The organism is Xanthomonas sp. BRIP62418 (assembly GCF_003993495.1).
Lineage (GTDB): Bacteria > Pseudomonadota > Gammaproteobacteria > Xanthomonadales > Xanthomonadaceae > Xanthomonas > Xanthomonas euroxanthea.
Window position 1 is genome coordinate 46,595 of sequence record NZ_QEZG01000040.1, and the last position, 24,873, is coordinate 71,467.

At 68.9% G+C, this 24,873-nt stretch carries 16 protein-coding genes; 13 read left to right on the forward strand and 3 right to left on the reverse strand.

The genetic code is table 11. The annotated features are described in order from the left end of the window. Positions 1-41: 41 nt before the first annotated feature. The gene (locus EO174_RS13190) at positions 42-2,144 is read right to left on the reverse strand and encodes a glycosyltransferase (RefSeq protein WP_164740198.1); all 2,103 of its coding nucleotides are present in this window, start codon (positions 2,142-2,144) and stop codon (positions 42-44) included. A 241-nt stretch (positions 2,145-2,385) separates the two neighbouring features. Between EO174_RS13190 and mrcB the strand changes: the two genes are divergently transcribed. From mrcB to EO174_RS13215, 5 genes are all read left to right on the forward strand, one after another. Beyond that, positions 2,386-4,830: a penicillin-binding protein 1B gene (gene mrcB, locus EO174_RS13195; protein WP_119131132.1), complete on the forward strand. Its 2,445-nt coding sequence runs from the start codon at positions 2,386-2,388 to the stop codon at positions 4,828-4,830. A gap of 14 nt (positions 4,831-4,844) precedes the next feature. Further along, a complete protein-coding gene (locus tag EO174_RS13200) occupies positions 4,845-5,369 on the forward strand; it encodes a hypothetical protein (RefSeq protein WP_104584642.1) in 525 nt (174 codons plus the stop codon). Positions 5,370-5,614: 245 nt separating this feature from the next. Continuing rightward, entirely contained in the window at positions 5,615-7,621 is a 2,007-nt protein-coding gene (locus EO174_RS13205; protein ID WP_115677716.1) for an ATP-dependent DNA helicase, read from the forward strand. Positions 7,622-7,649: 28 nt separating this feature from the next. Then, positions 7,650-8,369, forward strand: coding sequence for a tRNA (adenosine(37)-N6)-threonylcarbamoyltransferase complex dimerization subunit type 1 TsaB (tsaB, locus tag EO174_RS13210; protein ID WP_126944931.1), 720 nt, complete (start codon positions 7,650-7,652; stop codon positions 8,367-8,369). Then, positions 8,366-9,280: an ADP-ribosylglycohydrolase family protein gene (locus EO174_RS13215; RefSeq protein WP_126944934.1), complete on the forward strand. Its 915-nt coding sequence runs from the start codon at positions 8,366-8,368 to the stop codon at positions 9,278-9,280. Before tsaB ends, EO174_RS13215 begins: the two co-directional genes overlap by 4 nt. 83 nt (positions 9,281-9,363) lie before the next feature. On the opposite strand, the gene EO174_RS13220 is transcribed toward EO174_RS13215, so the two are convergent. Together EO174_RS13220 and gshB are read right to left on the reverse strand one after the other, a co-directional pair. After that, a complete protein-coding gene (locus EO174_RS13220; protein ID WP_104584634.1) occupies positions 9,364-10,239 on the reverse strand; it encodes an energy transducer TonB in 876 nt (291 codons plus the stop codon). Further along, positions 10,236-11,186 carry a glutathione synthase gene (gene gshB, locus EO174_RS13225; RefSeq protein WP_104584632.1) on the reverse strand — a complete coding sequence of 317 codons (951 nt, stop codon included), beginning with the start codon at positions 11,184-11,186 and terminating at the stop codon, positions 10,236-10,238. Before gshB ends, EO174_RS13220 begins: the two co-directional genes overlap by 4 nt. Positions 11,187-11,425: 239 nt before the next feature. On the opposite strand from gshB, the gene pilG reads away from it, so the two are divergent. The 8 genes from pilG to EO174_RS13265 all read left to right on the forward strand — a co-directional run bounded on the left by pilG (position 11,426) and on the right by EO174_RS13265 (position 24,757). Further along, positions 11,426-11,827: a twitching motility response regulator PilG gene (gene pilG, locus EO174_RS13230; RefSeq protein ID WP_104562659.1), complete on the forward strand. Its 402-nt coding sequence runs from the start codon at positions 11,426-11,428 to the stop codon at positions 11,825-11,827. A gap of 17 nt (positions 11,828-11,844) precedes the next feature. After that, positions 11,845-12,207, forward strand: a complete 363-nt coding sequence (locus tag EO174_RS13235) for a response regulator (protein WP_126944939.1) — start codon at positions 11,845-11,847, stop codon at positions 12,205-12,207. Then, on the forward strand, positions 12,207-12,737 hold the full coding sequence (locus EO174_RS13240) for a chemotaxis protein CheW (RefSeq protein ID WP_014508568.1): 531 nt from the start codon (positions 12,207-12,209) through the stop codon (positions 12,735-12,737). The genes EO174_RS13235 and EO174_RS13240 overlap by 1 nt, the downstream gene beginning before the upstream one ends. 39 nt (positions 12,738-12,776) lie before the next feature. Then, entirely contained in the window at positions 12,777-14,813 is a 2,037-nt protein-coding gene (locus tag EO174_RS13245; protein WP_104584630.1) for a methyl-accepting chemotaxis protein, read from the forward strand. A gap of 113 nt (positions 14,814-14,926) precedes the next feature. Continuing rightward, the gene (locus tag EO174_RS13250; RefSeq protein WP_126944942.1) at positions 14,927-22,240 is read left to right on the forward strand and encodes an Hpt domain-containing protein; all 7,314 of its coding nucleotides are present in this window, start codon (positions 14,927-14,929) and stop codon (positions 22,238-22,240) included. A 7-nt stretch (positions 22,241-22,247) separates the two neighbouring features. Further along, positions 22,248-23,435, forward strand: coding sequence for a chemotaxis protein CheB (locus EO174_RS13255; protein WP_126945341.1), 1,188 nt, complete (start codon positions 22,248-22,250; stop codon positions 23,433-23,435). A gap of 35 nt (positions 23,436-23,470) precedes the next feature. Further along, positions 23,471-23,947 carry a chemotaxis protein CheW gene (locus EO174_RS13260; RefSeq protein ID WP_119127710.1) on the forward strand — a complete coding sequence of 159 codons (477 nt, stop codon included), beginning with the start codon at positions 23,471-23,473 and terminating at the stop codon, positions 23,945-23,947. A gap of 282 nt (positions 23,948-24,229) precedes the next feature. Next, entirely contained in the window at positions 24,230-24,757 is a 528-nt protein-coding gene (locus EO174_RS13265) for a GNAT family N-acetyltransferase (RefSeq protein ID WP_115677709.1), read from the forward strand. The last annotated feature ends 116 nt before the right edge of the window (positions 24,758-24,873 follow it).

A 24,873-nucleotide genomic window follows, 5' to 3' on the forward strand; every position in this document is an offset into this window, starting at 1 on the left:
GGCGGCGCCCTGCACGCCCTGCCCGAACTCCCGGCGGCCACTCACCCTGCAATAAACAGCTCGCGCACCGTGCCGCGTGCCGCATCCAGCGAAAAATGCCGGGCCACGTTATGCAAGCCGTTGTCGGCCAGGCGCTGCCACAGCGCCGCATCGCGATACAGCCGCACGATTGCATTGGCGAATGCGTCGGCGTCGTCGGCCACGCAGACGTCCTGGCCGTCGCGCAGATGCATGCCTTCCACCGCGCAGGTGGTGCCGACCACCGGCTGCCCATGCGCCATGCTCAGATTGATCTTGCCCTTGACGCCTGCGCCGAAGCGCAGCGGCGCCACCGCGATGCGTGCGGTCTCCATGAACGGCAGCAGATCCGGCACATGCCCGTGCAATTGCACGCCGGGGCATTCGTCGGCCAGCAGTCTCAATGCCTCGGGCATGTCCGCGCCGATGCAATGGAAGATCACCTCCGGCAGGTGCGCGCGCACCTGCGGAAAGATCGCGCTGAGGAACCACTGCACCGCATCCACATTCGGGGAATGCCGGAAGCCGCCGACGAACACCAGGTCGCGGCGTTGCTCGAAGCGGTGACCGCTGCCGGCCACCTCATGCAGATTGGAGAGCAGGGCGGTGCGGATCTGCGGTGCGTCCGCCTGCAGTTGCGCCTGTTCGGCCGCCGAGACCAGCAGCGTGACGTCGGTGGCGGCCATGATCTCCAGTTCGCGCAGGCGGGTGCGTTCTGCCGCGCGCAACAGGTTGGCATCGCCGGCCAGCTCGGCCCCGCGGCGCTCGCGCAGGTAATGCAGGTCGACGGTGTCGAACAGCGTGCGCGCTTGCGGGGCGTAGCGTCTGAGCAGCGGCAGGCAGGCGTGCGCAACGTGGTGACGCACCAGCAGCACCACGGCAAACCGCGGGCCGTGCGTGCGCAGCCAGCTGCCGAAGCCCTCGAGAAACGGCGCGTACCAGACTTCCACGCCCAGTTGCTGCAGTGCCTGCGTGTGCCGTCCGGCGTGCTCGCGGCGGGTTGGCACGAACACCACGTGCGCGCCTTCTTCGCACAGCAGGCGGATCAGATTGAACTGCCGCAACGAGCCGGAGTCGCGATCCGGCTGCGGCACGCATTCGTCCAGGATCAGCACCTGGCGCTGGCCACGATGCAGCAGCGCAGGTCCGGGAACCGTGCCGACCGGCAACTGCGTTGCCAGCGCCTGCTGCCACTTGTCGGCGAACACGCCTTGATTGCGCACCTGATACGCCTTTACCCCGGTACGGGTGTCGGTGCCATTGCTGGTGCCCTCGTCATGCACCACCACGCTGGCCGGCTGCACCAGCACCCGGTAGCCGGCCGCACGCACCGCAAAGGCCAGGTCGGTGTCCTCGTAGTACGCCGGCATGTAGCGGCGATCCAGCCCGCCCAGCGTCTGCAACAACGCGCGTGGCAACGCGATCGCCGCACCGGAGCAATAGTCCATCGCACGCACATAGGCGTAGCGCGGGTCGTCGGCCGATTCGAAACGGCCATAACTCCACGCGCTGCCATCGGCGAATACCACGCCGCCGGATTCCTGCAGGCGTCCATCCGGATACACCAGCTGCGCGCCGACCAGGCCGGCGGTGGGGTGCTGGGCAAAGGTGTCGATCAGCCGATCCAGCCAGCCGGGCTGCGGGATGGTGTCGTTGTTGAGCAGCACCACGTAGTCGCCGCGTGCCAGTGCGATGCCGTCGTTGCAGGAGGCGATGAAACCGCCATTGCTGACGCGCCGGTGGTAATGCAGGCCTTGCACCTGCGGCAGCTGCGTCTGCGTGGCATCGCTGCTGCCGTCGTCCACGACGATGATCTCCACCTCCAGCAACGGCGGATGCGCCGCCAGTGCGCGCAGGCACGCCAGCGTGTGGGCGATGTGGTTGTAGACCGGAATCACCAGCGTCACGCGCGGGACGGCGCTGTGCGGAACGGCAAACGCGGCAAACGGCGCCGCCTCCGGCAACCACAACGGCGTGCCGAGCGCCGCCGGCGGCGCCTGCGTATGCACGCGAATGCGCTGCCAGGTGGCGCGCCAGCCGCGCGTGCGCATGCTTGCCACGCTGCGGTGGATCAGCCCGAGCACGCGATTGAACAGATAGCGTGCATCGGCCAGGGACATCGACATTCCGTTGGAACTCCAGACATGGCGTGACGAAGAAAACCCAGCGGGCAGTCGTCGGTGGGCAAGGACCGCGCAAGGCAGGCGCAGGGTACGAAGGGTACCCGCAGATGCAAAGCGCGGTCCGTGCCCGCCTGCCGGCAGGCGTCGCAGGTTTTGTTAGCCGCTCTTAAGTCAAAGGGTCCGGCTGACCACAACCACGACAGCGCTGCGCTAGACTCGCCGGACTCTACATTCTCGCATCCCTGTGCCCCGACGCCACGACAACGACGCTCCCGACGATTTCGAGGACGATTCCACCGAGCAAGGCTCCCGCTGGCAACGCAGGCTGATTGTCTGGGCCTTTGCGGCATTCGCGCTGGCGCTCGGTTTCCTGATTCCCTATACGGTGTATCTGAACAAGCAGGTCACCCAGCGTTTCGGCGAGCTGCGCTGGCAGATCCCGACCCGCGTGTACGGGCGGCCGTTGGTGCTGGCGCCAGGCAATGCGCTGGATGCGGCCACCCTGAAGACCGAGCTGGATGCAGCCTCCTACCGCGACGACGGGCAGGCCAAGCTGGCCGGCACCTACCAGCAGGACGGCAGCCGCTTCACCATCGCCAGCCGCGGCTATGTCGATGTGGACGGGCGCGTGCCCGCGAAGCGCGTGGAAGTCAGCCTCTCCGGCGGGCGCGTGGCCAGCCTGCGCGACGCCGGCGACCGCAAGGCGCTCAAGAGTGCGCGGCTGGATCCGGCGCGCATCGCCACGCTGTACGGGCAGAAGCAGGAAGAACGCCGCCTGGTGCGCATGGAAGAAGTGCCCGAGCTGCTGGTCACCGGCCTGCAGGCGGTCGAGGACCGCGACTTCAACAGCCACCACGGCATCGACCTGAGCGGCATGGTGCGCGCGGCCTGGATCATGGCGCGCTCCGGCGGCCAGGTCCGCCAGGGCGCCAGCACCCTGACCCAGCAGCTGGCACGCAGCGGCCTGCTCGGCATCGGCAAGGAACAGACCCTCACCCGCAAGTTCAACGAGATCCTGTACGCGGTGATCATGGAGGCGCGTTACGACAAGCGCACCATCCTGGAGGCCTATCTCAACCAGGTCTACCTGGGCCAGCGCGGCGGGCAGGCGATCCACGGCGTGTCCTCGGGCGCGGAGCTGTGGTTCGGCCGCGAGCTCAATTCGATGACCACCGAGCAGATCGCCTTGCTGATCGGGCTGGTCAAGGGGCCGTCCTACTACGACCCGCGGCGTAACCCGGAGCGCGCGCTGGATCGGCGCAATTTCGTGCTGGGCAAGCTGCACGAAAACAACCTCATCGACGCGGCCGAATACAAGCGCGCACTGGCCGCGCCGCTGGGCGTGCCCACCGAGCCCGGCCTGGTCGCGGCCAATCGCTTCCCGGCCTATGTGGACTTGGTGCGGCGCCAGCTGGCGCACGACTACCCGGAAGGCGTGCTGCAGGGCGCCGGCATGAGCGTGCTGACCGGCATGTCGCCGTCCGCGCAGGCGTATGCCGAAGGCGCGGTGACCGGCACCATCAAGCGGCTGGACAACAAGAAGCGCCCACCGCTGCAGGCCGGCCTGGTGCTGACCGACGTGCACAACGGCGATGTACTGGCGGTGGTCGGCAGCCGCGATGTGGCCAAGCCGGGCTTCAACCGCGCGGTCGAAGCGCAGCGGCAGGTCGGCTCGTTGCTCAAGCCGTTCGTGTACCTGCTGGCGCTGGCCTCGCCGGATCGCTGGGCGCTGTCCAGCTGGGTCGACGATGCGCCGGTGACGGTGCAGCTCAGCCGCGGCAAGACCTGGTCGCCGGGCAATTCCGACAACCGCAGCCACGGCACGGTGCGGCTGATCGATGCGCTGGCGCATTCCTACAACCAGGCCACGGTGCGCGTGGGCATGCAGGTCGGCCCGGAGCGCATCGCCCAGCTGATCCAGGTCCTGGCCGGCATCAAGGCCGATACCAATCCGTCGTTGATCCTCGGTGCGACCGACCAGAGCCCGTATGGCATGGCGCAGCTGTACCAGTTCCTGGCTGCCGGCGGCGAGATCCAGCCACTGCATGCGGTGCGCGGCGTGCTCGATCCGCAGGGCAAGCTGCTCAAGCGCTACGACAAGACCCCGGCGCCGGCGCAGGAGGGCGATTCGGTGGCGGCCAACCTGATCAGCATCGCGCTGCAGCAGGTGGTCAGCGGCGGCACCGCACGGCAGTTGCTGGGCGATGGCCTGGGGCGGCTGTCGCCGGCCGGCAAGACCGGTACTTCCAACGACGGCCGCGACAGCTGGTACGCCGGCTACACCGGCGACCACCTGGCGGTGATCTGGATGGGCAATGACCAGAACGAGCAGACCGGCCTGTACGGCGCCACCGGCGCGATGCGGGTGTGGTCGAGCATCTTCGCGCGGCTGCCGAGTGCGCCGTTGAAGGTCAGCGGCAAAGGCCTGGACTGGCAGTGGGTGGATGCGGCCGGCACCGGCGTCACCGATGCTGGCTGCCCGGGCGCGCGCCAGTTCCCGTTCGTGGTCGGCTTCACGCCGGCCTACGCCCCCTGTGCCGGCAATGCACCGTCGATCGAAGGCGTGCCCGGCGACGCAGCCGCGCCGGCCGAGCAATCCAGCGGTGGTGGCTGGCGTCGCTTTTTCGGTCTGGAAAAGAAGCCGGAAGACCCCGCGCCGGCGCCCGCCGCGGCTCCACCTGCACGTTGAACTGGAGTGACCCGATGAACCGACTGCACCGTCTGCTTGCCCTTGCTGGCGTGTCTGCCGCACTGACCGCCTGCGTCAGCGCGCCGCCGCCGCCGCCGCCGACCCCGGTGGACCCGACCACGCCGACACAGCGGCTGTTGCTGATCGAACGCGAGGCCGGCGTCGACGACACCGAGCTGTCGGTGCAGCCATTGCGCGACCCGCAGGTGGACGATCTGCGCGAGACCGCCAAGAGCAAGCGTCAGTCCGGTGATCTGGCCGGCGCGGCGGCGGCGCTGGATCAGGCCGTGGGCCTGGTCTCCGGTGATCCGGCCATCCTGCAGGAGCGTGCCGAAGTGGCGGTGCTGCAGGCCGATTGGCCCGCCGCCGAGCGGTTTGCCAAGCAGGCCATCGAGCTGGGCTCCAAGACCGGGCCGTTGTGCCGTCGGCATTGGGCCACCATCGAACAGTCGCGGCTTGCGCGCGGCGAGAAGGAAAACGCCGCCTCGGCCAAGTCGCAGATTGCCGGCTGCACGGTGCCAGGCGTGAAGCGCTACTGAGCACGCAGCGATGCCGGTTGCGCGTGCCGCAAGGCGAGCGCGGCGGCGTGTGCTGCAGCCGGTGTCGCGCGCGCAGCCGTGCGACGCGCCATTGTCGCCCGCACCGCCGCCAGCGGCGCCGTGCAGTGCGGCGTGCGGCATATGCCAGCTGCGGGGGCGGTTGCCGTCGCTGGCCCGCAGGCGCAACCCACCCGGCATCACCGCGCACGCGCTAGGCTGTCGCGCTTGCCCCAGCTTTCGGTCCCATGTCCCAACTTGCCACTGCCAGCATCGAGGCGCTCAGCGAGGGCGGGGCGCTTGCGCGTCAGCTCGATGCGTTCGCGCCGCGTGCTGCGCAATTACGCCTGACCGGCGCCATTGCCGAGGCGTTCGAAGCGCGCGATGTGCTGTTGGCCGAGGCCGGCACCGGCACCGGCAAGACCTACGCCTATCTGGTGCCGGCGCTGCTGTCGGGGCTGAAGACCATCGTGTCGACCGGCACGCGCGCGCTGCAGGACCAGTTGTTCCATCGCGACCTGCCACGCGTGCGCGCCGCGCTCGGCATCGGCCTGCGCAGTGCGCTGCTGAAGGGCCGCGCGAACTACCTGTGCAAGTACCGCACCCAGCAGGCGCGCGGCGAACCGCGCTTTGCCACGCCCGAGCAGGTCTCGCAGTTCCAGCGCATCGTGGCCTGGAGCGGGCGCACCCAGTTCGGCGACATGGCCGAGCTGGAAGCCTTGCCGGACGACTCGCCGCTGCTGCCGCTGGTGACCTCCACCGTCGACAACTGCCTGGGCACCGAATGCCCGTTCTACGGCGAATGCTTCGTGGTGCAGGCGCGCCAGCGCGCGCAGGCGGCCGATCTGGTGGTGGTCAACCACCATCTGCTGCTGGCCGATCTGGCGCTCAAGCAGGAAGGCTTCGGCGAGATCCTGCCCGGCGCGCAGGCCTTCGTCATCGACGAGGCGCACCAGCTGCCGGAACTGGCGGCGAACTTCTTCGGCGAAAGTTTCGGCATGCGGCCGTGGCAGGAGCTGGCGCGCGATTGCATGGTCGAAGCGCGCCTGGTCGCCGGTGCGCAGGCCAGCCTGCAGGAACCGATCCTGGCCCTGGACGAGGCCTTGCGCGGCCTGCGTGCGGGCATGGAAGGCCTGCCCTCGCGCGGCACGCAATGGCGCGCGCTGGCCAGGCCGCAGGTGCGCGAAGGCTTCGATGCGGTGCTGTCGTCGCTGGCGCGCCTGGGCGAGGCCTTGCTGCCGCTGCGCGAGGCCTCGCCCGGCTTCGATGGCTGTTCTGCGCGCGCGCAGGAAGCGCTGGCACGGCTGTCGCGGTGGCTGGGCGAGGACGCGCCAGTGCCGGATTTCGACCAGGAGCTGCCGGACACCGTCGACAACGACGTGCTGTGGTACGAACTCAGCCCGCGCGGGTTCCGCTGCCAGCGCACGCCGCTGGATGTGTCCGGCCCGCTGCGCGAGCACCGCGAGAAATCCCATGCGGCCTGGGTGTTCACCTCGGCCACGCTGGCGGTGGGCGGCGAGTTCGACCACATCGCGCAGCGCCTGGGCCTGAGCGATCCGGTGACCCTGTTGCAGCCCAGTCCCTTCGACTGGGCGCGCCAGGCGCTGTGCTATCTGCCGCCGAACCTGCCCGATCCGGCAGCACGTGGATTCGGCACCGCGCTGATCGCGGCGCTGACGCCGGTGCTGGAGGCCTCCAACGGCCGCGCCTTCCTGTTGTTCGCCTCGCACCGCGCGCTGCGCGAAGCGGCCGAAGCCTTGCGCGGTGCACCGTGGCCACTGTTCGTGCAGGGCGAAGCGCCGCGTGCCACCTTGCTGCAGCGTTTCCGCACGTCCGGCAACGGCGTGCTGCTGGGGTCGGCCAGCTTCCGCGAGGGCGTGGATGTGGTTGGCGATGCCCTGAGTGTGGTGGTGATCGACAAGCTGCCGTTTGCCGCGCCCGACGACCCGGTGTTCGAAGCGCGCCTGGATGCGATCCGCCGTGACGGCGGCAACCCGTTCCGCGACGAACAGCTGCCGCAGGCGGTGATCGCGCTCAAGCAGGGCGTGGGCCGGCTGATCCGCAGCGAGACCGATCGCGGCGTGCTGGTGCTGTGCGACCCACGGCTGGTGAACAAGGGCTACGGCCGCACCTTCATGACGTCGCTGCCGCCGTTTGCGCGCACCCGCGAGATCGGCGATGTGCGCGCGTTCTTTGGCGTCGCCGAGCCAGTGGGCGACAATGGCGTGCTCGCGCTGCCGTTCGGCGACGCCTGAGCGTCCCCTTCCTGCCTGCGGTCCTGCCATGAAAGTCCTCGCGTTCGAGACCTCCACCGAAGCCTGTTCCGTCGCGCTGCACATCGACGGCCGCGTGCTCGAACGCTTCGAACTGGCGCCGCGTCGGCATGCCGAACTGGCGCTGCCGTGGGCCGAACACCTGCTCGCCGAGGCCGGGATCACGCGCCGCCAGCTCGATGCGATCGCGGTCGGCCGTGGCCCGGGCGCGTTCACCGGCGTGCGCCTGGCCATCGGCATCGCGCAAGGCATCGCGCTGGGCCTGAACCTGCCGGTGCTGGCGGTGTCCACGCTGCAGGTGCTGGCCTTGCGCGCGCCCGCCGAGGCGAGGCAGGTGCTGGCCTGCATCGATGCGCGCATGGGCGAGGTGTATGCCGGCGTCTTCGCGCGCGATGGCGACACACTGCAGGAGCTGGCAACGGAAGTGGTGTGCGCACCGCAGGCCTGTGTCGTGCCGGACACGCTGCACCGCTTTGCCGGTGTCGGCAGCGGGTTCGCCGCTGCCGATGCAGTGCTGCAACAGCGGTTCGCAACGCAGCTGACCAGCATCGATGCCGCCGCGTTGCCGCATGCGGCCGACCTGCTCACGCTGGCCGTGCCGGCGCTGCTGCGCGGCGAAGGCGTGGCGCCGGAGCGGGTGGAACCGGCCTATCTGCGCGACAACGTGGCGCTGACCCTGCTCGAGCAGCAGGCCGCCCGCGCAGCCAAGGCCGCTGGCGCCGCGCCATGAACGACGACCTGCAACGCGCGCGTTTCCGCGGCTGCCTGCTGGGCCTGGCGGTGGGCGATGCGCTCGGCACCACGCTGGAATTCTGCGCGCCCGGCAGCTTCACGCCGATCGACGACATGCGCGGCGGCGGCCCGTTCGCACTGCGCGCCGGGCAGTGGACCGACGACACCTCGATGGCCCTGTGCCTGGCGCACAGCCTGCTGTATCGGCAAGGCTTCGACGCCGCCGACCAGATGAACCGCTATTGCAACTGGTACCAGCACGGTTACCTCAGCAGTACCGGCGCCTGCTTCGATATCGGCGCGACCGTGCGGCAGGCGCTGGAGCGCTATCTCGATGGCGGGCCGGCCTTCAGCGGCAGCACCGATCCGCGCTCGGCCGGCAATGGCTCGCTGATGCGGCTGGCGCCGGTGGCGATGTATTACGCGCACCGCCCCGCCGAGCTGGGCGAGCGCGCCGCCGACAGCTCGCGCACCACGCATGCCGCTGACGAAGCGCTGGATGCCTGCCGGCTGTTCGCCTTCCAGTTGCGTGCCGCGCTGCTCGGCAGCCAACGCCAGCAGGTGTTGCAGGCCCGCTGCGAAGGGCTGTCGACACCGGCGCTGCGAGCGTTGTCGGTGCGCGACCATCGGGCGGTTCCCGCCGCCGGGATCCGCGGCACCGGCTATGTGGTCGATGCGCTGTCGGCGGCGCTCTGGTGCTTCGCCACCACCGACACGTTCGCCGATGCGGTGCTGCGTGCGGCCAACCTGGGCGACGATGCCGACACCACCGCGGCCATCTGCGGTCAGCTGGCCGGTGCGTTCCATGGCATCGATGCAATTCCCGCCGCCTGGCGCGCGCGCGTGCAGGATGCCGACGCCATCATCGACCTGGCCGATCAGCTCTACGCAGCGGCGCAGGTCACCTGAGGCCGCACGCACCGCACGCGCCAACGCCGTCTGCCGGGCAGGCATGCCGCAGAAGGACGCGTCCTGATCGGACGCGCGACAGCTCAACGATCGTCGTGCAGCTCGCCGCCAGGCAGGAACAGCCAGGTGCGGGTGACCTGCAGGATATCCACGTCGTCCTTGGTCCTGGGCAACGGCGGGAACGGCTGTGCCAGCTGCACCACCCGCAGCGCTGCCGCATCCAGGGTCGGGGTGCCGCTGGAGATCAGCACGCGGCTGCTTTCCACGCTGCCGTCGCGGCGCACGCCCACGCTGATCACCACCTTGCCGCCGAGCCGGCGCCGGCGCGCCTCGTCCGGATAGTTGAGGTTGCCGACGCGCTCGGCGCGATCCACCCAGGCACGCAGGTAGTTGGCGTAGGCGTATTCGCGGGTACTGGCCGAGACGAACTTGCGGTTGGGGCGCTTGGCGTATTGCTCCGAGCGCAGATGCACCTCGGCGGCAAGCCGGGCCATTTCCGCGTCGCGTTGCACGCGTTGCGCATCGGTGGGCGAGAGCGGGTCGGTCTGCGGGTTCGGCTGCGCGGTGGGCACGGTCTGCTCGCCGCGGCGACTGGTGACCACGCGGGTCTGGGTCGGGTCCGGCGCCTGCACCGTGGTCGCACGCTGCGCCTGCGGTGCCAGCCCGCTGCGGTCCTGCGGCACCACGCCGGGCTGGCTGTCGCGCGGGCGTTGCGCGGTGGCGTGATCGCCGCCGCCCTGCTGGTTGGCCTGGGCCAGGAAATCGGCCTGCCTGGGCGTCAGCGGGGTGCTGGTCTGGCTGAAGATCACATCCAGCGTCGGCACCAATGGTGCGTCCTCGCTGACCGCAAACCCCACGCCGAGGATCAGCGCGCCGTGCAGCAGCAGCGAGATCACCAGCGTCGCGGTCAGCCGGCGACGCTCGTCCACGGCAGCCGGCTGTGCCGCGGCCGCGCTCATTGCGCCGCGCCGGCCTCGATCGCGTCGAACAGCAGCCCGGCGATGTTCAGGCCGAACTGCGCATCCAGCTCGCGCACGCAGGTGGGGCTGGTGACGTTGACTTCGGTCAGGTAATCGCCGATCACGTCCAGGCCGACGAAGCGCATGCCGCGGCGGCGCATTTCCGGGCCCACCTGCGCGGCGATCCAGCGGTCGCGCTCGGACAGCGGCCGGCCTTCGCCGCGCCCGCCGGCGGCCAGGTTGCCGCGGAATTCGTCGCCTTGCGGAATGCGGGCCAGGCAGTAGTCCACCGGCTCGCCATCGACCAGCAGGATGCGCTTGTCGCCGGCGGTGATGTCGGGGATGAAGCGCTGCGCCAGGGTCAGCTTGCGATTGCCGTCGGTCAGCGTTTCCAGGATCACGTTGAGATTGGGGTCGCCGGTGCCGCTACGGAAGATCGAGCGCCCGCCCATGCCGTCCAGCGGCTTGAGCACGGCCTGGCCGTGTTCGAGCACGAAGGCCTTCAGTGCCGCCGCATCGCGGCTGACCAGGGTCGGCGGGCAGCACTGCGGAAACAGCAGCGCGGCCAGCTTCTCGTTGTAGTCGCGCAGGCCCTGCGGGTCGTTGACCACCTGCGCGCCGGCGCGCTGGGCCACGCTCAGTACCTGGGTGTCGTAGATGAACTCCGCATCCACCGGCGGGTCCTTGCGCATCAGCACCACCTGGCCGGGACCGAATGCCAGCTCGGCGAACTCGCCCAGGGTGAACCAGCCGGTCGTGTCCTCGCGCACGCTCAGCGGCGCGACCTGCGCCACCGCGCGTCCCTCGCGCAGGCTGAGTCCGCCGGGGCGTACATACTGCAGGCGGTGACCACGCCGCTGCGCTTCCAGCAACATGGCGAAGGTGGTGTCTTTGGCGATCTTGATGGAGGCGATGGGATCCATCACCACGACGACGTCGAGCGACATGGGCAGCTAAACCTTTAGAACAGGCTGCCGATGGTAACTTCAAGCGGTGGGCGATGGCGCGCCCGGCCGGTCGTGGATGCGCGACTTGCCGGCCGACCCGCAGCCGTCCACAGTCGGAACGTCCGCCTGGCGGGCCCCCGGCAACGCACCCTTGACAGTCAATGCGGGTCTTGGGATATACATGTCGTTTCGCAGCGACGCCGGAAGGGAAGAAGCGTCGCGCGTCCGGGGATATTTGCATGACTGAAAACATGGCTGCGGGTGGGGAACTCGCAGGACTGAAGGTGATGGTGATCGATGATTCGAAGACCATTCGCCGCACCGCCGAAACGCTGCTGAAGCGGGAAGGCTGTGAAGTAGTGACGGCGACCGATGGTTTCGAGGCACTGGCCAAGATTGCCGACCAGCAACCTCAGATCATTTTTGTCGACATCATGATGCCGCGCCTGGATGGGTACCAGACGTGCGCGTTGATCAAGGGCAACCAGCTCTTCAAGTCGACGCCGGTGATCATGCTGTCGTCCAAGGACGGCCTGTTCGACAAGGCACGCGGCCGCATCGTCGGCTCCGAGCAATATCTGACCAAGCCGTTCACACGTGAAGAACTACTGAGCGCGATTCGCACGTACGTCCACGCCTGACCAGGGGGAAAGGCAACATGGCTCGAATTATATTGATCGAGGACTCGCCCACCGACAGGGCAGTCTTCAGTCAATGGCTGGAAAAAGCAGGCCATACGGTCGTCGCCACCGACAATGCCGAGGAGGGACTTGCGCTGATTCGCGGCCAGGCGCCCGATCTGGTGCTGATGGACGTGGTGCTGCCCGGCATGAGTGGCTTCCAGGCAACGCGTGCATTGGCGCGCGACCAGGCCACCAAGGACATCCCGGTGCTGCTGGTCAGCACCAAGGGCATGGAAACCGACAAGGCCTGGGGGTTGCGACAAGGTGCCAGCGACTACATCGTCAAGCCGCCGCGCGAAGACGACCTGATCGCCCGCATCAAACAACTGGTGCGTTGATGCGTTCTCCATTCGACATTCTCGAAGACTACGAGCGTCGTAGCCTTGCGCACGCCACGCCGCTGCCGGAACGCCAGTTCTCGGCCGATATCTGGCGCGGGGTCGGTTATCGCGTCGGTACCCGGCGGCTGGTCTCGGATTTCCGCGAAGTGGCGGAAATCGTGCCGATGCCGCCGGTCACGCCGGTGCCGGGCGCCCAGCCCTGGTTGCTGGGCGTGGGCAACCTGCGCGGCAACCTGTTCCCGGTGATCGATCTGAAGCAGTTCCTGGAGGGCCGGCGGACGGTGCTGCAGGAAGGCCAGCGCGTGCTGATCATGCGCCAGAGCGGCGGCGACGTCGCGCTGACCATCGACGAGCTGTACGGCCAGCGCAGCTTCGAGCAGGCCCAGGCGGTCGAACCCGGCGAGCTGGCACAAGGCCGCTACGCCCACTTCATCGACCGTGCCTTTCGCAACGAGACGCAGGACTGGGGTGTGTTCTCCCTGGCGTTGCTGTCGCGCACCCCTGAATTCCGGCAGGCCGCGGCCTAAGCCGCGGCCCCGCCACGTCATACAGATCGAGGTCGAACCATGAGTACCGCCCCGGACGCCCGCAAGACCAACAAGCTCGGCAGCGTCAGCACCAGCTTCTGGCTTGGTTTGCTGGTGTTGTCGATGATCGTGTTCGGCGCCAATACCGGCGTCGCCACCTGGCAGGGCAGTCGCCTGGCCGGTGCCGGTACCGGTGCGGCCGATCTGCAGGTGCTGTCGCAGCAGCTGGCCAACCAGGGCCGCGAAGCGGTGTCCGGCGACCCGAAGGCGTTTGCCGCGTTCAAGGAGACCAAGGGCCGCATCGACAGCACAGTCAGCGAACTGGATGGCCGCTACGGCAAGGAAGGCTCGGTTGCCAGCGCGATGGCCCAGCTCAAGGCGACCTGGGTGCCGCTGAGCAAGAATGCCGACCAGATCATCGCCAGCGAACCGGCGGTGCTCGGCCTGTCCGGCAACGCCGAACGCTTCTCCGGCAGCGTGCCGCAGTTGCAGGCGCAGTTGAACGAAGTGGTGCGCGCGATGACGGTCAGCGGCGCGCCCGCGGCACAGATCTACAACACGCTGCAGCAGGTCGTGGTCGCCGGCACCATGGCGCGCCGGGTGACCGAAATGCGCGCCGGTGGCGCCAATGCCGCCGCCTCCGGCGATGCGCTGGCGCGCGACGCGGTGGTGTTCACGCAGATGCTCGAAGGCCTGCGCGCAGGCAACGACGAGCTGGGCATCGCCGCGGTGCGCAACCCGGCCGCGCTGTCGGCGCTGGAGCAGTCGCAGGCGCAGTGGGCGACGATGAAAAAGGACGTCGACGCCATCCTGGCCAGCTCGCGCAACCTGTTTGCCGCGCAGTCCTCGGCCGCCGCGCTGACCGCCGGTTCGAACAGGATGCTGGACGACAGCAAGAAGCTGTTCGATGCGTTCTCGGCATTCGGCTCGGTGCGCGACACGCGCCTGTTTCCGAACTTCTGGCTGGGCGTGGTGTCCGGCCTGCTGGCGTTGCTGGCCATCATCGGTTTCGTCTGGAGCTCGGTGCGGGTGCGCTCGCGCGAGCAGGACGTGCGTTACCAGGCGCAGGTGGAATTCAACAGCCGCAACCAGCAGGCGATCATGCGGCTGCTGGACGAAATCAGCTCGCTCGGTGAGGGCGACCTGACGGTCAAGGCCTCGGTGACCGAGGACATGACCGGCGCGATTGCAGACGCCATCAACTACGCCGTGGACGAGTTGCGCCACCTGGTGACCACCATCAACGACACCTCGGCCAAGGTCGCCGTGTCGACGCAGGAAACCCAGGCCACGGCGATGCAGCTGGCCGACGCGGCGGGACAGCAGGCCAACCAGATCACCACTGCCTCCGAGCGCATCAGCGAAATCGCCGCCAGCATCGAACAGGTCTCGCGCAACTCCACCGAGTCGGCCGAAGTGGCGCAGCGCTCGGTGGTGATCGCCGCCGAGGGTGCCGGGGTGGTGCGCGAGACGATCCAGGGCATGGACCAGATCCGCGACCAGATCCAGGAAACCTCCAAGCGCATCAAGCGCCTGGGCGAATCCTCGCAGGAGATCGGCTCGATCGTGGAACTGATCAACGACATTTCCGAGCAGACCAACATCCTGGCGCTCAACGCCGCGGTGCAGGCCGCCTCGGCGGGCGAGGCCGGCCGCGGTTTCGCGGTGGTGGCCGACGAAGTGCAGCGCCTGGCCGAACGCACCTCGGGTGCGACCCGGCGGATCGAAGGCCTGGTGCAGACCATTCAGGCCGATACCAACGAGGCGGTCAGCTCGATGGAGCAGACCACCTCCGAAGTGGTGTCCGGTGCACGCCTGGCCGAAGACGCCGGCACCGCGCTGACCGAAATCGAGCGCGTGTCCAATGCCTTGAACAACCTGATCAAGAACATCTCCATCGCCGCGCACCAGCAGTCGGCCGCAGCGACGGACATCACGCAGACCATGGGCGTGATCCGTCAGATCACCAGCCAGACGTCGCAGGGTGCGGAGCAGACGGCCGAGTCGATCGGCAACCTGGCTCAGCTCGCTGCCGATCTGCGCCGTTCGGTCGCCGACTTCAAACTGCCGGCGTGAGCACGACGCGGAACGGGAAAGGATCAGCAGATGGCGCGTAGTCGCATGACGTCGATGCAGGAACAGACCGGTGGCCGCCTTGGCGGTACCCCGGCCGTAGGCAGGGGGCTGCAATGAGTGCGCTTCGCGATGCGATGAGTCACGCCGCGCTGGGCTGGGTCAAGCCGGAGCTGGACGAAACCTTGCGCCAGGCGCGCAACGAGATCGAGTACTTTGCCGAAGAACCGTCCGACACCAGTCGGATGCGCTTCTGCGCCGGCTATCTGCACCAGGTGCAGGGCACCTTGCGCATGGTCGAGTTGTACGCCCCGGCGATGGTGGCCGAAGAGCTGGAGCTGCTGGCCCAGGCCGTGCAGGTCGGCGAGGTGGCCGACCGCGACGAAGCCTGCGCCATGCTGATGCGCGGCACCGTGCTGCTGCCCGATTACCTGGAGCGCCTGCAGAACGGTCACCGCGATATTCCGATCGTGCTGCTGCCGCTGCTCAACGAGATCCGCGCCACCCGTGGCGAGCCGGGCCTCAGCGAGAGCGTGCTGTTTGCCTTCGATCCACAGGCCGGCGTCGCCACCGAGGCCGAGCTGGATCATGCCCGCGGCAGTCTGAGCGGGCGCAATCGCGAGTTGCTCGACACCGTCGGCAACGCGGTCAAGGAGGAATTGCTGCGCGTCAAGGATGCGCTGGACCTGCACCTGCGCACCGGCGGCGAGATCGCCGAACTGCAGACCCAGGTCAAGGATCTGGGCAGCGTCGCCGACACCCTGGGCATGATGGGCCTGGGCGTGGCGCGCAACGTGGTCGTGCAGCAGCGCGATGCGCTGGCGCGCGTGGTCGATGGCCAGGTGCAGATGGACGAAGGCGTGCTGCTGGACATCGCCGGCGCGCTGCTCTATGTCGATGCCTCGCTGGATGACCAGGTCGCCAGCCTCGGCGCCGATGTGGGCGACGGCAATGAAGCCAGCAACAGCGCCACGTCGTCGGAAGTGCGGCGCACGGTGGACGTGCTGGCGCAGGAGGCGATCGCCAATTTCGGTGCGGCGCGCGAGCATTTCGTCGCCTTCATCGAGACCAACTGGGACCACGCGCGCCTGACCGATGTGCCGCATCTACTTGGCGAAGTCGGCGGTGCCTTGCGCATCCTCGAACTGCCACAGGCTGCCGACTATCTGGAAGGCGTGCGCCGCTACGTCGACCTGGAACTGATCGGCAAGCAGCGCGTGCCCAGCGGTCGCCAGCTGGACACCCTGGCCGACGCGATGGCCAGCCTGGAGTACTACCTGGAAGCCCTGCGCGAGCGCCGTCCCGGCCGCGAAGAGATCCTGGACATCACCCGCAACAGCCTGGAGACGCTGCGCTACTGGCCGCTGCCCTCGGGCCAGCCGTCCGAGCTGCCGGTCGGTGCCGATCAGCCGGGCAGCGTGGCCGAGCCGCTCGCCGCCTCGCTCGCACAGCAAGCCGGTGCCCCGGCGGCGGCCAACGACGCCGCACCGACGCCGTCGCTGGAATGGGCCAACGAAACCGTGGTCGAGGCGCCGTTTGCCGCCAGCGTGGTGCACGACACCGGCGCTGCCGCCACCGATACGGTGTTCTCGTTCGACCCGGTCGCCGCCGAGGAAACCGTCTCCGGCCAGGCGCACGTGCCGTTTACGGTGGCACCGCTGGACCTGTCCGACGATGGCGCGCAGGCGCCCGGCGACTGGCAGCTGGAAACCACCGAGCAGGCCGCACCGATTGCCACGTCCGTGTTCGACCCGGTGTCGGCCGAGCAGGACGGCAGCGTGTCGGCCGATGCCGCGCAAGTCAGCTACACCGTAGATTTGAGTGCGCTGGAGCAGGACGACAGCGCCACGCCGGCGGTTGCCGAGCAGGCGCCGTTGCAGATCGAGCAGATCGCATTGCCGGGCGATGCCGACCAGACCGAGGCACCGCTGGATTTCATCGCGCAGGCCGGAAGCGGCCGCGTGCAGACCAGCATCGACGATGCGTTCTCGCCGCCACCGTTGCCGCCCGTCGCGCCGCAGGAGCCGGCCGACCCGTTCGTCGAATCCGTGCCCGAACCGCAGCCGGCCCCGGCCGACGACGCCGCCGGGCAGGGCACTGCGCGCGTGCAGCAGGCGGTGGTCAGCGAGTTCGAACTGGACGCCGCATCGACGGCGTTCCTGGCCCAGCTCGATGCGGCCGCCGCGCAGTTCGAGGTGGAGCGTCCGCAGGCAGCGCAGGCGCCCGATGCCGACGCCCAGGCTGCGAAGGCAGCGCCCGGACCGGCCGTGAGCGAACCGCTCCAGGCCGGTGCTGATGCCGATGCCGGCATCTTCGGTGGCTTTGGCGACAGCGATATCGACGACGATATCCGCGACGTGTTCCTGGAGGAATTCGACGAAGAACTGGTCAACCTTGGCCAGCTGCTGCCGGTATGGCGTGCCGCGCCGCACAGCCAGGACAACCTGCGCCCGATCCGCCGCGTCTTCCACACCTTGAAGGGCAGCGGCCGTCTGGTCGGTGCGCACGTGCTCGGCGAGTTCAGCTGGAAGATCGAGAGCATGCTCAATCGCGTGCTCGACAATTCGCGGCCGGCCAGCCCGGCGGTCGTGGCGATGGTCGAGCTGGCCTACGAGGTGCTGCCGCAGTTCAACGCCGCCTTGCGCGACCAGGGCCGCATCAGCGCCGACCTGCCGGCCATCCAGGCAGTTGCCGAGCGCGTGGCCGCAGGTGAAGAGGCCTATTACGTGGCCGCACCGGCGATGCCGGTGGCGGCGGAGGTTGCCTTCGTTCCGGCAGCGGCGGGCATGTTCGCTGCGAGCGGCGGCACACCGGCGTCGGTGGACAGCGTGCTGCGCGAGATCCTGGAAGCCGAAGTCGCCACCCATCTGGACACTGTCAACGCGTGGCTGCAGGCCAGCCAGGCCGAGCCGCAGTTGGCGAGCGAAGAATTGCTGCGCGCCGTGCACACCATGAGTGGCGCGTTTGCGATGACCGACGTGCCGGAAATCACGCTGGTGACCACGCCGGCGGAGAGCTACGTCAAGCGTCTGCTCGCCGCCTCGCTGACCCCGTCGCAGGAGGGCATCGACGCCATTGCCGCAACGGCGGCGGCAATCGCCACCACCGTGACCGCCCTGCGCGCCGATGCGCCGTTGATTCCGTCGTTTGCGCCGTTGACCGAGCGCCTGCGCGCGCTGGTGGAGACGCTGCCGGAAGCGCAGTGGCCGCCGCAGGCATTCCTGGACGAACTGGAGGATCTGGAGGCGCCGGGCGAGATGGCCGTCGGCAGCGCGTCGGCGGTCGAGCTGACCGGTGCGCAGGACCTGTCGCCGTATCTGGACGCCAGCGCACTGCCGTCGGATGCGGCCGATACCGGCGCGCCCGTGCATGCCGCCGATGACGTGGCGCAGGATGCCGCAGCGCCCGCCGACGCCGACGCCGACGCAGCGATTGCGGTGGACGAACTGGCCGAGGCCGAGGCCGAAGACACCTCGGCGCTTGCGCTGGAAGCACCGGCACCACACGACGAGGCGCAAGCGGCTGACGTTGCTGCGCCGGAGCAGGAGCAGGGCGCCGATTCGCTCGAGGCCGCGCAGGCACTGGCCGCGGATGCACGCGCATCCGATGCGGTCACCGGGCAGGCCGTCGACGCGTTGCACGGCGATGCTGTCCAGCACCAGCACCAGCACACAGACGACGCCGAAGCCGCGTCGCTTGGCACCGATGCGCACGACACGCCGGCCGATGAGCCGGTAGTCGACGCCGATGCCTGGGATGCGACCGGACTGCAGCAGGCCGGCAGTGTCGATACGATGTCGCACGAGCCAGCAGGCGACGTACCCGGGGCAAGCGAGCACGTGGCCGTGGACGAGCTGTCCGACGCGGAAGCCGCGTTGGGTGAGACGCAGACGCTCGCCACGCCGGACGCCGGGCAGTTCGATGCCGAGCACGCAGACGCCGGGCAGCAGTGGCCGGGCGAGCACGCGGCCGTGCACGACCAGCAGGATCAGTACGACGGCAACGTCACCGCACAAACCGGGGCAGGGGCGGGTGATGGCGTAGCGTCCACCGACGACGCGCCTGTCGAGACCATCGAAGCATTGGAAGCGGTGCATGCGCAGGGCCCGTTGGCCGACCAGACGCACGCGGAGACGAACGAAGACTGGACGGCGGATACCGCGGCGCTGGACGGCGAATCGGCCGGGCAAGACGACCACGTTTCCACATCTCACGACGAGGCTACCGGTGCGCAGGCCCAACACGCGCAGCTGCCTGTCGACGAGGCAGCGCAGTACGACGCTGCCGCGTTGTCGCACGCTGCCGACGCGCACGTTGGCGAACAGCAGCAGGTGGAAGACACTGCGCGGTCGGGCGAGCAGGCGTCTGCCGGACAGCACGCCCCGTTGGACGAGCCGGTGTACCTGCAGGAACCTGCGCATGCGTACGAGCCGGCGCAGTCGGAAGCGCACGTCGATTCGGGTGAGCAGGAGCGCGTCGACGGACAAGCGCATGCGCATGCCGATGAAATCGAGCACGTTGCAGAAGAGGATGACGCTGCGGCAGCGCAGCAGACGGCAGAGGCAGAGCAGACTGCAGAAGCAGAACAGTCCGCAGACGCGGAGCACGCTGCGGAGGCACAGCAGGCTGCCGAAGCGCTACCCGAACACACCATCGAGTCGGTGCAGGCCTTCGAGATGGCGCAGGTCGCCGACCAGGTCGAAGAGACCGGCGATCCGCAATCGGAAACTGCACCGGAGCTGCAGTCGGACCTCGTTGCTGACGCGGATGCGGAAACCCATGCCGATGCCGAGGTCCACGCGCAGCATCGCGACGCAGACGCAGACGCAGACGCAGACGCAGACGCAACACTCGGCGCGACTACCGCAACCGATCCTGCCGAGCATTCCGAACACGTCGAGCAAGTTGAAGGCGTTGGGCAAACCGAACACGTCGAATACGTCGAGCATCTGGAGCCCGGCGAACCCGGCGAACCCGGCGAACCCGGCGAATCCCCAAGCGAACCCGAAGACGCCGCAGCCGTGGCCTTCAGCGCGCCGGTGGAAGACGCCGCGGCGGCCGAGACCACCGCCAACGCTGTGGGCGCAGCCTTCGATACCGGCCCGCTCAACTTCGACCAACTCGATGGCGAACTGGTCGACATCTTCGTCGAGGAAGGCCGCGACCTGCTGGACCATTGCGATGGCCTGATCGCCCGCATGCGCGAAGTGCCGGAAGACCGCGAGGTCCTCAACGGACTGCAGCGCGACCTGCACACGCTCAAGGGCGGCGCGCGCATGGCCGGCATCAATGCCATCGGCGATCTCGGCCATGCGATCGAGTCGCTGCTCGAAGCAGTGGCGGCCAACCGGACCGACATCGACCGCGACGACGTGCGCCTGTTCGAGCGCGGCTTCGATCGCCTGCATCAGCTGTTGACCCGCACCGGCATGCACCGCGCCGTGGCGATGCCGACCGACCTGGTGGACGCCTTCGAAACCCGCACCCGCGGCCGCAATGCCGCAGAACCCAGCGACGCCGATGTGCGCGCGATCGCCAGGGCATCGGTGGAGCCGGCACCGCTGTCGGCGCCGGTGCCGGTCGAGGGCCAGAGCGAGGACGACTTCCTGCCGCGCGTGCAGCAGGAGCAGGTGCGCGTGCGTGCCGACCTGCTCGACCGCCTGGTCAACCACGCCGGCGAAGTGGCGATCTACCGTTCGCGGCTGGAACAGCAGATGGGCGCCTTCCGCGGCGCCATGGGCGAACTGGATCGCACCAACGCCCGTCTGCGCGACCAGCTGCGGCGTCTGGATCTGGAAACCGAAGCACAGATCGTGGCGCGCTATCAGCGTGAGCAGGACCAGGGCGACCGCACCTTCGATCCGCTGGAACTGGACCGCTTCTCTACCCTGCAGCAGCTCAGCCGCGCGCTGAACGAATCGGCGGCCGACCTGGGCGGCTTGCAGGGCGTTCTGGAAGACCTGTCGCGTCAATACGACGGCCTGCTGCAACAGCAGTCGCGCGTCAGCTCCGAGCTGCAGGACGGCCTGATGCGTGCGCGCATGGTGCCGTTCGACGGCCTGGTGCCGCGCCTGCGTCGCGTGGTCCGCCAGGCCGCGACCGATACCGGCAAGCAGGTGCATCTGCTGCTGGAAGGCACCCAGGGCGAACTGGATCGCAACGTGCTCGATCGCATGGTCGCGCCGCTGGAACACATGCTGCGCAACTCGGTGGCGCATGGCCTGGAAGCGCCGGAGCAACGGCGCGACGCGGGCAAGCCGGAAGAGGGCAGCATCGCGATCCGCCTGCGCCGCGAAGGCTCGGAAATCGTGCTGGAAGTGGCCGACGACGGCGCCGGGCTGGATCGCGAGGCGATCCGTCGCCGCGGCGAGCAGCGCGGCCTGATCGAACCCGGCCAGGAGCTCAGCGAGGCCGAGCTGGACGGGCTGATCTTCGCCTCCGGTTTCAGCACCTCCGAGCAGGTCAGCCAGCTGGCCGGCCGCGGCGTGGGCATGGACGTGGTGCGCAACGAAGTGCGTCAGCTCGGCGGCTCGGTGGACATCCACTCGGTACGCGGCCAGGGCGTGACCTTCACCTTGCGCCTGCCGCAGACGCTGGCGGTCACCCAGGCGGTGTTCGTGCGCATCGGCGACACCACCTTTGCGGTGCCGGTGGGGTCGGTCAGCGGTATCGGCCGCATCTCGCGCAGCCGCTACGAGTCGGGCGAGGGTGGCTACCACTACGCCGGCGAAGAGTACGTGCTGCACGATCTCGGCTCGCTGGTCGGCCAGGCCGCCGCGCGTGCCGATGGCCAGGCGCAGGTGCCGTTGCTGCTGGTGCGTGCAGGCGACCTGCGTGCAGCGGTGGCGATCGACCAGGTGCTGGGCAACCGCGAAATCGTGGTCAAGCCGGTGGGTCTGCAGATCGCCTCGGTACCGGGCATCTACGGTGCCACCATCACCGGCGATGGCCGCGTGGTGGTGATCCTGGACGTGGCCCCGCTGGTGCGTCGCTATCTCAGCCAGCCGGCGCGTCCGGCGCTGGAAACTCCGGCCGAATCGCAGCGCCAGGTGCCGTTGGTGATGGTGGTGGACGATTCGCTGACCATGCGCAAGGTCACCAGCCGCGTGCTGGAACGCCACAATCTGGATGTGACCACCGCACGCGATGGTGTCGAGGCACTGGAACTGCTCCAGGAGCGCGTGCCCGACCTGATGCTGCTGGACATCGAAATGCCGCGCATGGACGGCTACGAGCTGGCGACCGCGATGCGGGCCGACCCGCGCTTCAAGGCGGTGCCGATCGTGATGATCACCTCGCGCAGCGGCGAGAAGCATCGCCAGCGCGCCTTCGAGATCGGCGTGCAGCGTTACCTGGGCAAGCCTTACCAGGAGTTGGATCTGATGCGAAACGTGTATGACCTGCTGGGGATCGCCCGTGTCCGAGACTAATGGCGCAATGGGAACTCCGGTCGCCCTGCTGGGCCGGCCCGGGCAGGCGCGCGAGCGCCTGCGTGAAGCGCTCGGCCTGGCCGGCGCCCACGTGGTGCTGGAAGACGAACCGGCGGCGGTGGACGTGCAGATGCTGCGCGATGCCGAGCCGGTGGCGGTGCTGGTCGCGCTGGAGCCGTCGATCGAAGACGCGCTCGAGGCACTGGAGCCAGCCTTCAACATGCCCGGCGTCACGGTGATCTTCGACGAGGCCGAGCTGACCGTGCGCCGCGAGGGCTGGGAAGCGCAACGCTGGGTGCGCCATCTGGCCGCCAAGCTGCATGGCCATGCCGATGTGTTGCCGCCAGGCACCGAGAGCGAGCCGTCGCTGCATCCGGAACCGGGCCTGGAACTGGCGCCGCGGCAGCACTCGGACCTGCAGCTGGACCAACACCTGCAGGCAGCCGCGCACGCGTTCGACAGCGTGCCCGGCGATGCCTTGTTCGCGCGTGGCGCGGGCACGTCCGAGGCCGCAGCGGCGGCTGACAAACCGGCCCTGACGCTGGGCGATTCCAGCACCTGGGGCCTGGTCGACGAGGTCGCGGTGGTGGTGCGCCCGCGCGCCGAATTGAACATGGACGCGCTGTCGACCGGCGGGCTGTCGCTGGTGGAGCTGGATCAGGTCGGTACGACCACCGGTGCGGTGCTGGTGCTGGCCGGCATCGGCGGCCCGGATGCGATCCGTCGCCTGCTGTCTGCGCTGCCGCCGGAGTTTCCGCGCGCCGTGCTGGTGCGCATGACCCTGGATGGCGGCCAGTACGGCAACCTGGTGCGGCAGATGGGACGCGTGTCGGCGTTGCCGGTCGACCTGGGCGAAGCCGGCCAGGTGATTACGCCGGGCAGGGTCTATGTGCTGTCCGACGATATCGGCGTGCAGCACCATGCCGGCGCGCTGGCATTCGTCGCGCAGGCCGATCCGGCCGGGCTGGTGGCCGCGTTGCCGCCGGCCGACAGTGCGGTGCTGATGCTCAGCGGCGCCAACGAGGCGCTGGTCGAGCCAGCGCTGGCGCTGGCCGAGCAGGGCGGCTGGCTGGCCGGTCAATCCGCCGACGGCTGCTACGACCCGGCCGCGGCGGCGCGTCTGGCGCGCCAGGGCATTCTGACCGGCGACCCTGCGCAGCTGGCGCAGGCGTTGGCGCAGCGCTGGCCGGCGTAAGCCGGGCGCTTCCTCTCAAGAACGGAACAGGTGCGATGAGCTACGCCAACAATGACGAAATCCGCGGCGTCCTGATCCAGGCCGGCAGCGAGCGCGTGCTGCTGCCCAACGCCACGGTGGCCGAGGTGATGTCGCGGGTGGCGGTCGAACCGATGGCGGAGATGCCGCGCTGGGTGGTCGGGCGCATCGACTGGTATGGCTGGAAGGTGCCGCTGCTGTCGTTCGCGCGTCTGAGCGGCATGGGCGACGAGCCGACCGCAGTCAACAACAAGGTGATCGTGCTCAAGGCCTTGGGCGGCAATCCGGCGCTGCCGTACTTCGCCTTGCTCACCGCTTCGTTCCCGCAGCTGATCTCGGTGCCGCGCGATGGCCTGCTGGCCGATGCGTCCGAAGATGCGCTGCCCGACGGCGTGCACATGCGCGTGCTGCTGGGCGAGCAGAGCGCATTGCTGCCGAACCTGGACGCGATCGAAGCGCAGCTTGCGCAGGCGCTGGCGGCGCTTGCCGCGTAACACGCCGTTGCTGGACGACGACACTGCCGGCTTGCCGGCGATGTCGCGATGAAGGGCGGGATGGGCGCAGCAACGGCCAGGCGGGCATTGCCGTTGCTGGGTGCAATGGGTGCCGGCATGGCCGATGCCTGAGATCTCTTGCTGCCTGTGGGCGGCCGTTAGCGGGGGCGTGATCTGTATGCGTCAGCCTGATCCACACAGCACGCATGCCGCGCGCACGGCGCGACCGCGGCCGTGACGAGCCTTCCCGTCTTCGCACCCGTCCAGCACGCCGACGGTGTGATGCTGTGCGATCTGGCCGTCGTCGATCCGGCGGCGATGGCCGACTACCACAGCCGTAATCGCGCGCATCTGGCCGCTGCGATGCCGCTGCGGCCGCCGGCCTTCTACACCACCGACGGCTGGCGTCGGCTGAGCATCGCCTACCGCACCGCAGTGCCCGGCGAGCGCGAATTGCAACTGGTGTTGCTGCGCGAGGCGCAGGTGATCGGCACGGTCGGCCTCACCCAGATCCAGCGCGGTGCCTTCCAGGGCTGTCATCTGGGTTACGGCCTGGATGCGCAGCAGCAGGGGCGCGGCTTGATCCAGTGGGCGGCCACGCAGGGCATCGCGTTTGCGTTCGGCCCGCTTGGCCTGCACCGGGTGATGGCGCAATACGTCCCCGACAATCTGCGCAGTGCGCGCGTGCTGCAACGGCTGGGCTTTCAGATCGAAGGCTATGCGCGCCGTTATCTGCAATTGAACGGCGTCTGGCGCGACCATGTGTTGACCAGCAGGTTGCGCGATGACGCTGACGCCTGTGGCGGGTGAGTCTTTTCGCCCCTGATCGTGGGGGCGGCCCGGCTGCGGCGCGCATGCAGCAGGCCCGACGCAGCGCTGGTTGTGCGCGGATCCGCAGCCGACAGCGCCGCAAGGCGGTTTATCGG

Coding starts and splice junctions, on each gene's coding strand:
- EO174_RS13200 (WP_104584642.1), top strand. CDS start 4,845: ATGAACCGACTGCACCGTCTGCTTGCCCTTGCTGGCGTGTCTGCCGCA.
- EO174_RS13235 (WP_126944939.1), top strand. CDS start 11,845: ATGGCTCGAATTATATTGATCGAGGACTCGCCCACCGACAGGGCAGTC.
- tsaB (WP_126944931.1), top strand. CDS start 7,650: ATGAAAGTCCTCGCGTTCGAGACCTCCACCGAAGCCTGTTCCGTCGCG.
- EO174_RS13250 (WP_126944942.1), top strand. CDS start 14,927: ATGAGTGCGCTTCGCGATGCGATGAGTCACGCCGCGCTGGGCTGGGTC.
- EO174_RS13220 (WP_104584634.1), bottom strand. CDS start 10,239: ATGAGCGCGGCCGCGGCACAGCCGGCTGCCGTGGACGAGCGTCGCCGG.
- EO174_RS13245 (WP_104584630.1), top strand. CDS start 12,777: ATGAGTACCGCCCCGGACGCCCGCAAGACCAACAAGCTCGGCAGCGTC.
- EO174_RS13240 (WP_014508568.1), top strand. CDS start 12,207: ATGCGTTCTCCATTCGACATTCTCGAAGACTACGAGCGTCGTAGCCTT.
- EO174_RS13265 (WP_115677709.1), top strand. CDS start 24,230: ATGCTGTGCGATCTGGCCGTCGTCGATCCGGCGGCGATGGCCGACTAC.
- EO174_RS13255 (WP_126945341.1), top strand. CDS start 22,248: ATGGGAACTCCGGTCGCCCTGCTGGGCCGGCCCGGGCAGGCGCGCGAG.
- EO174_RS13260 (WP_119127710.1), top strand. CDS start 23,471: ATGAGCTACGCCAACAATGACGAAATCCGCGGCGTCCTGATCCAGGCC.
- EO174_RS13205 (WP_115677716.1), top strand. CDS start 5,615: ATGTCCCAACTTGCCACTGCCAGCATCGAGGCGCTCAGCGAGGGCGGG.
- pilG (WP_104562659.1), top strand. CDS start 11,426: ATGACTGAAAACATGGCTGCGGGTGGGGAACTCGCAGGACTGAAGGTG.
- EO174_RS13215 (WP_126944934.1), top strand. CDS start 8,366: ATGAACGACGACCTGCAACGCGCGCGTTTCCGCGGCTGCCTGCTGGGC.
- EO174_RS13190 (WP_164740198.1), bottom strand. CDS start 2,144: ATGTCGATGTCCCTGGCCGATGCACGCTATCTGTTCAATCGCGTGCTC.
- gshB (WP_104584632.1), bottom strand. CDS start 11,186: ATGTCGCTCGACGTCGTCGTGGTGATGGATCCCATCGCCTCCATCAAG.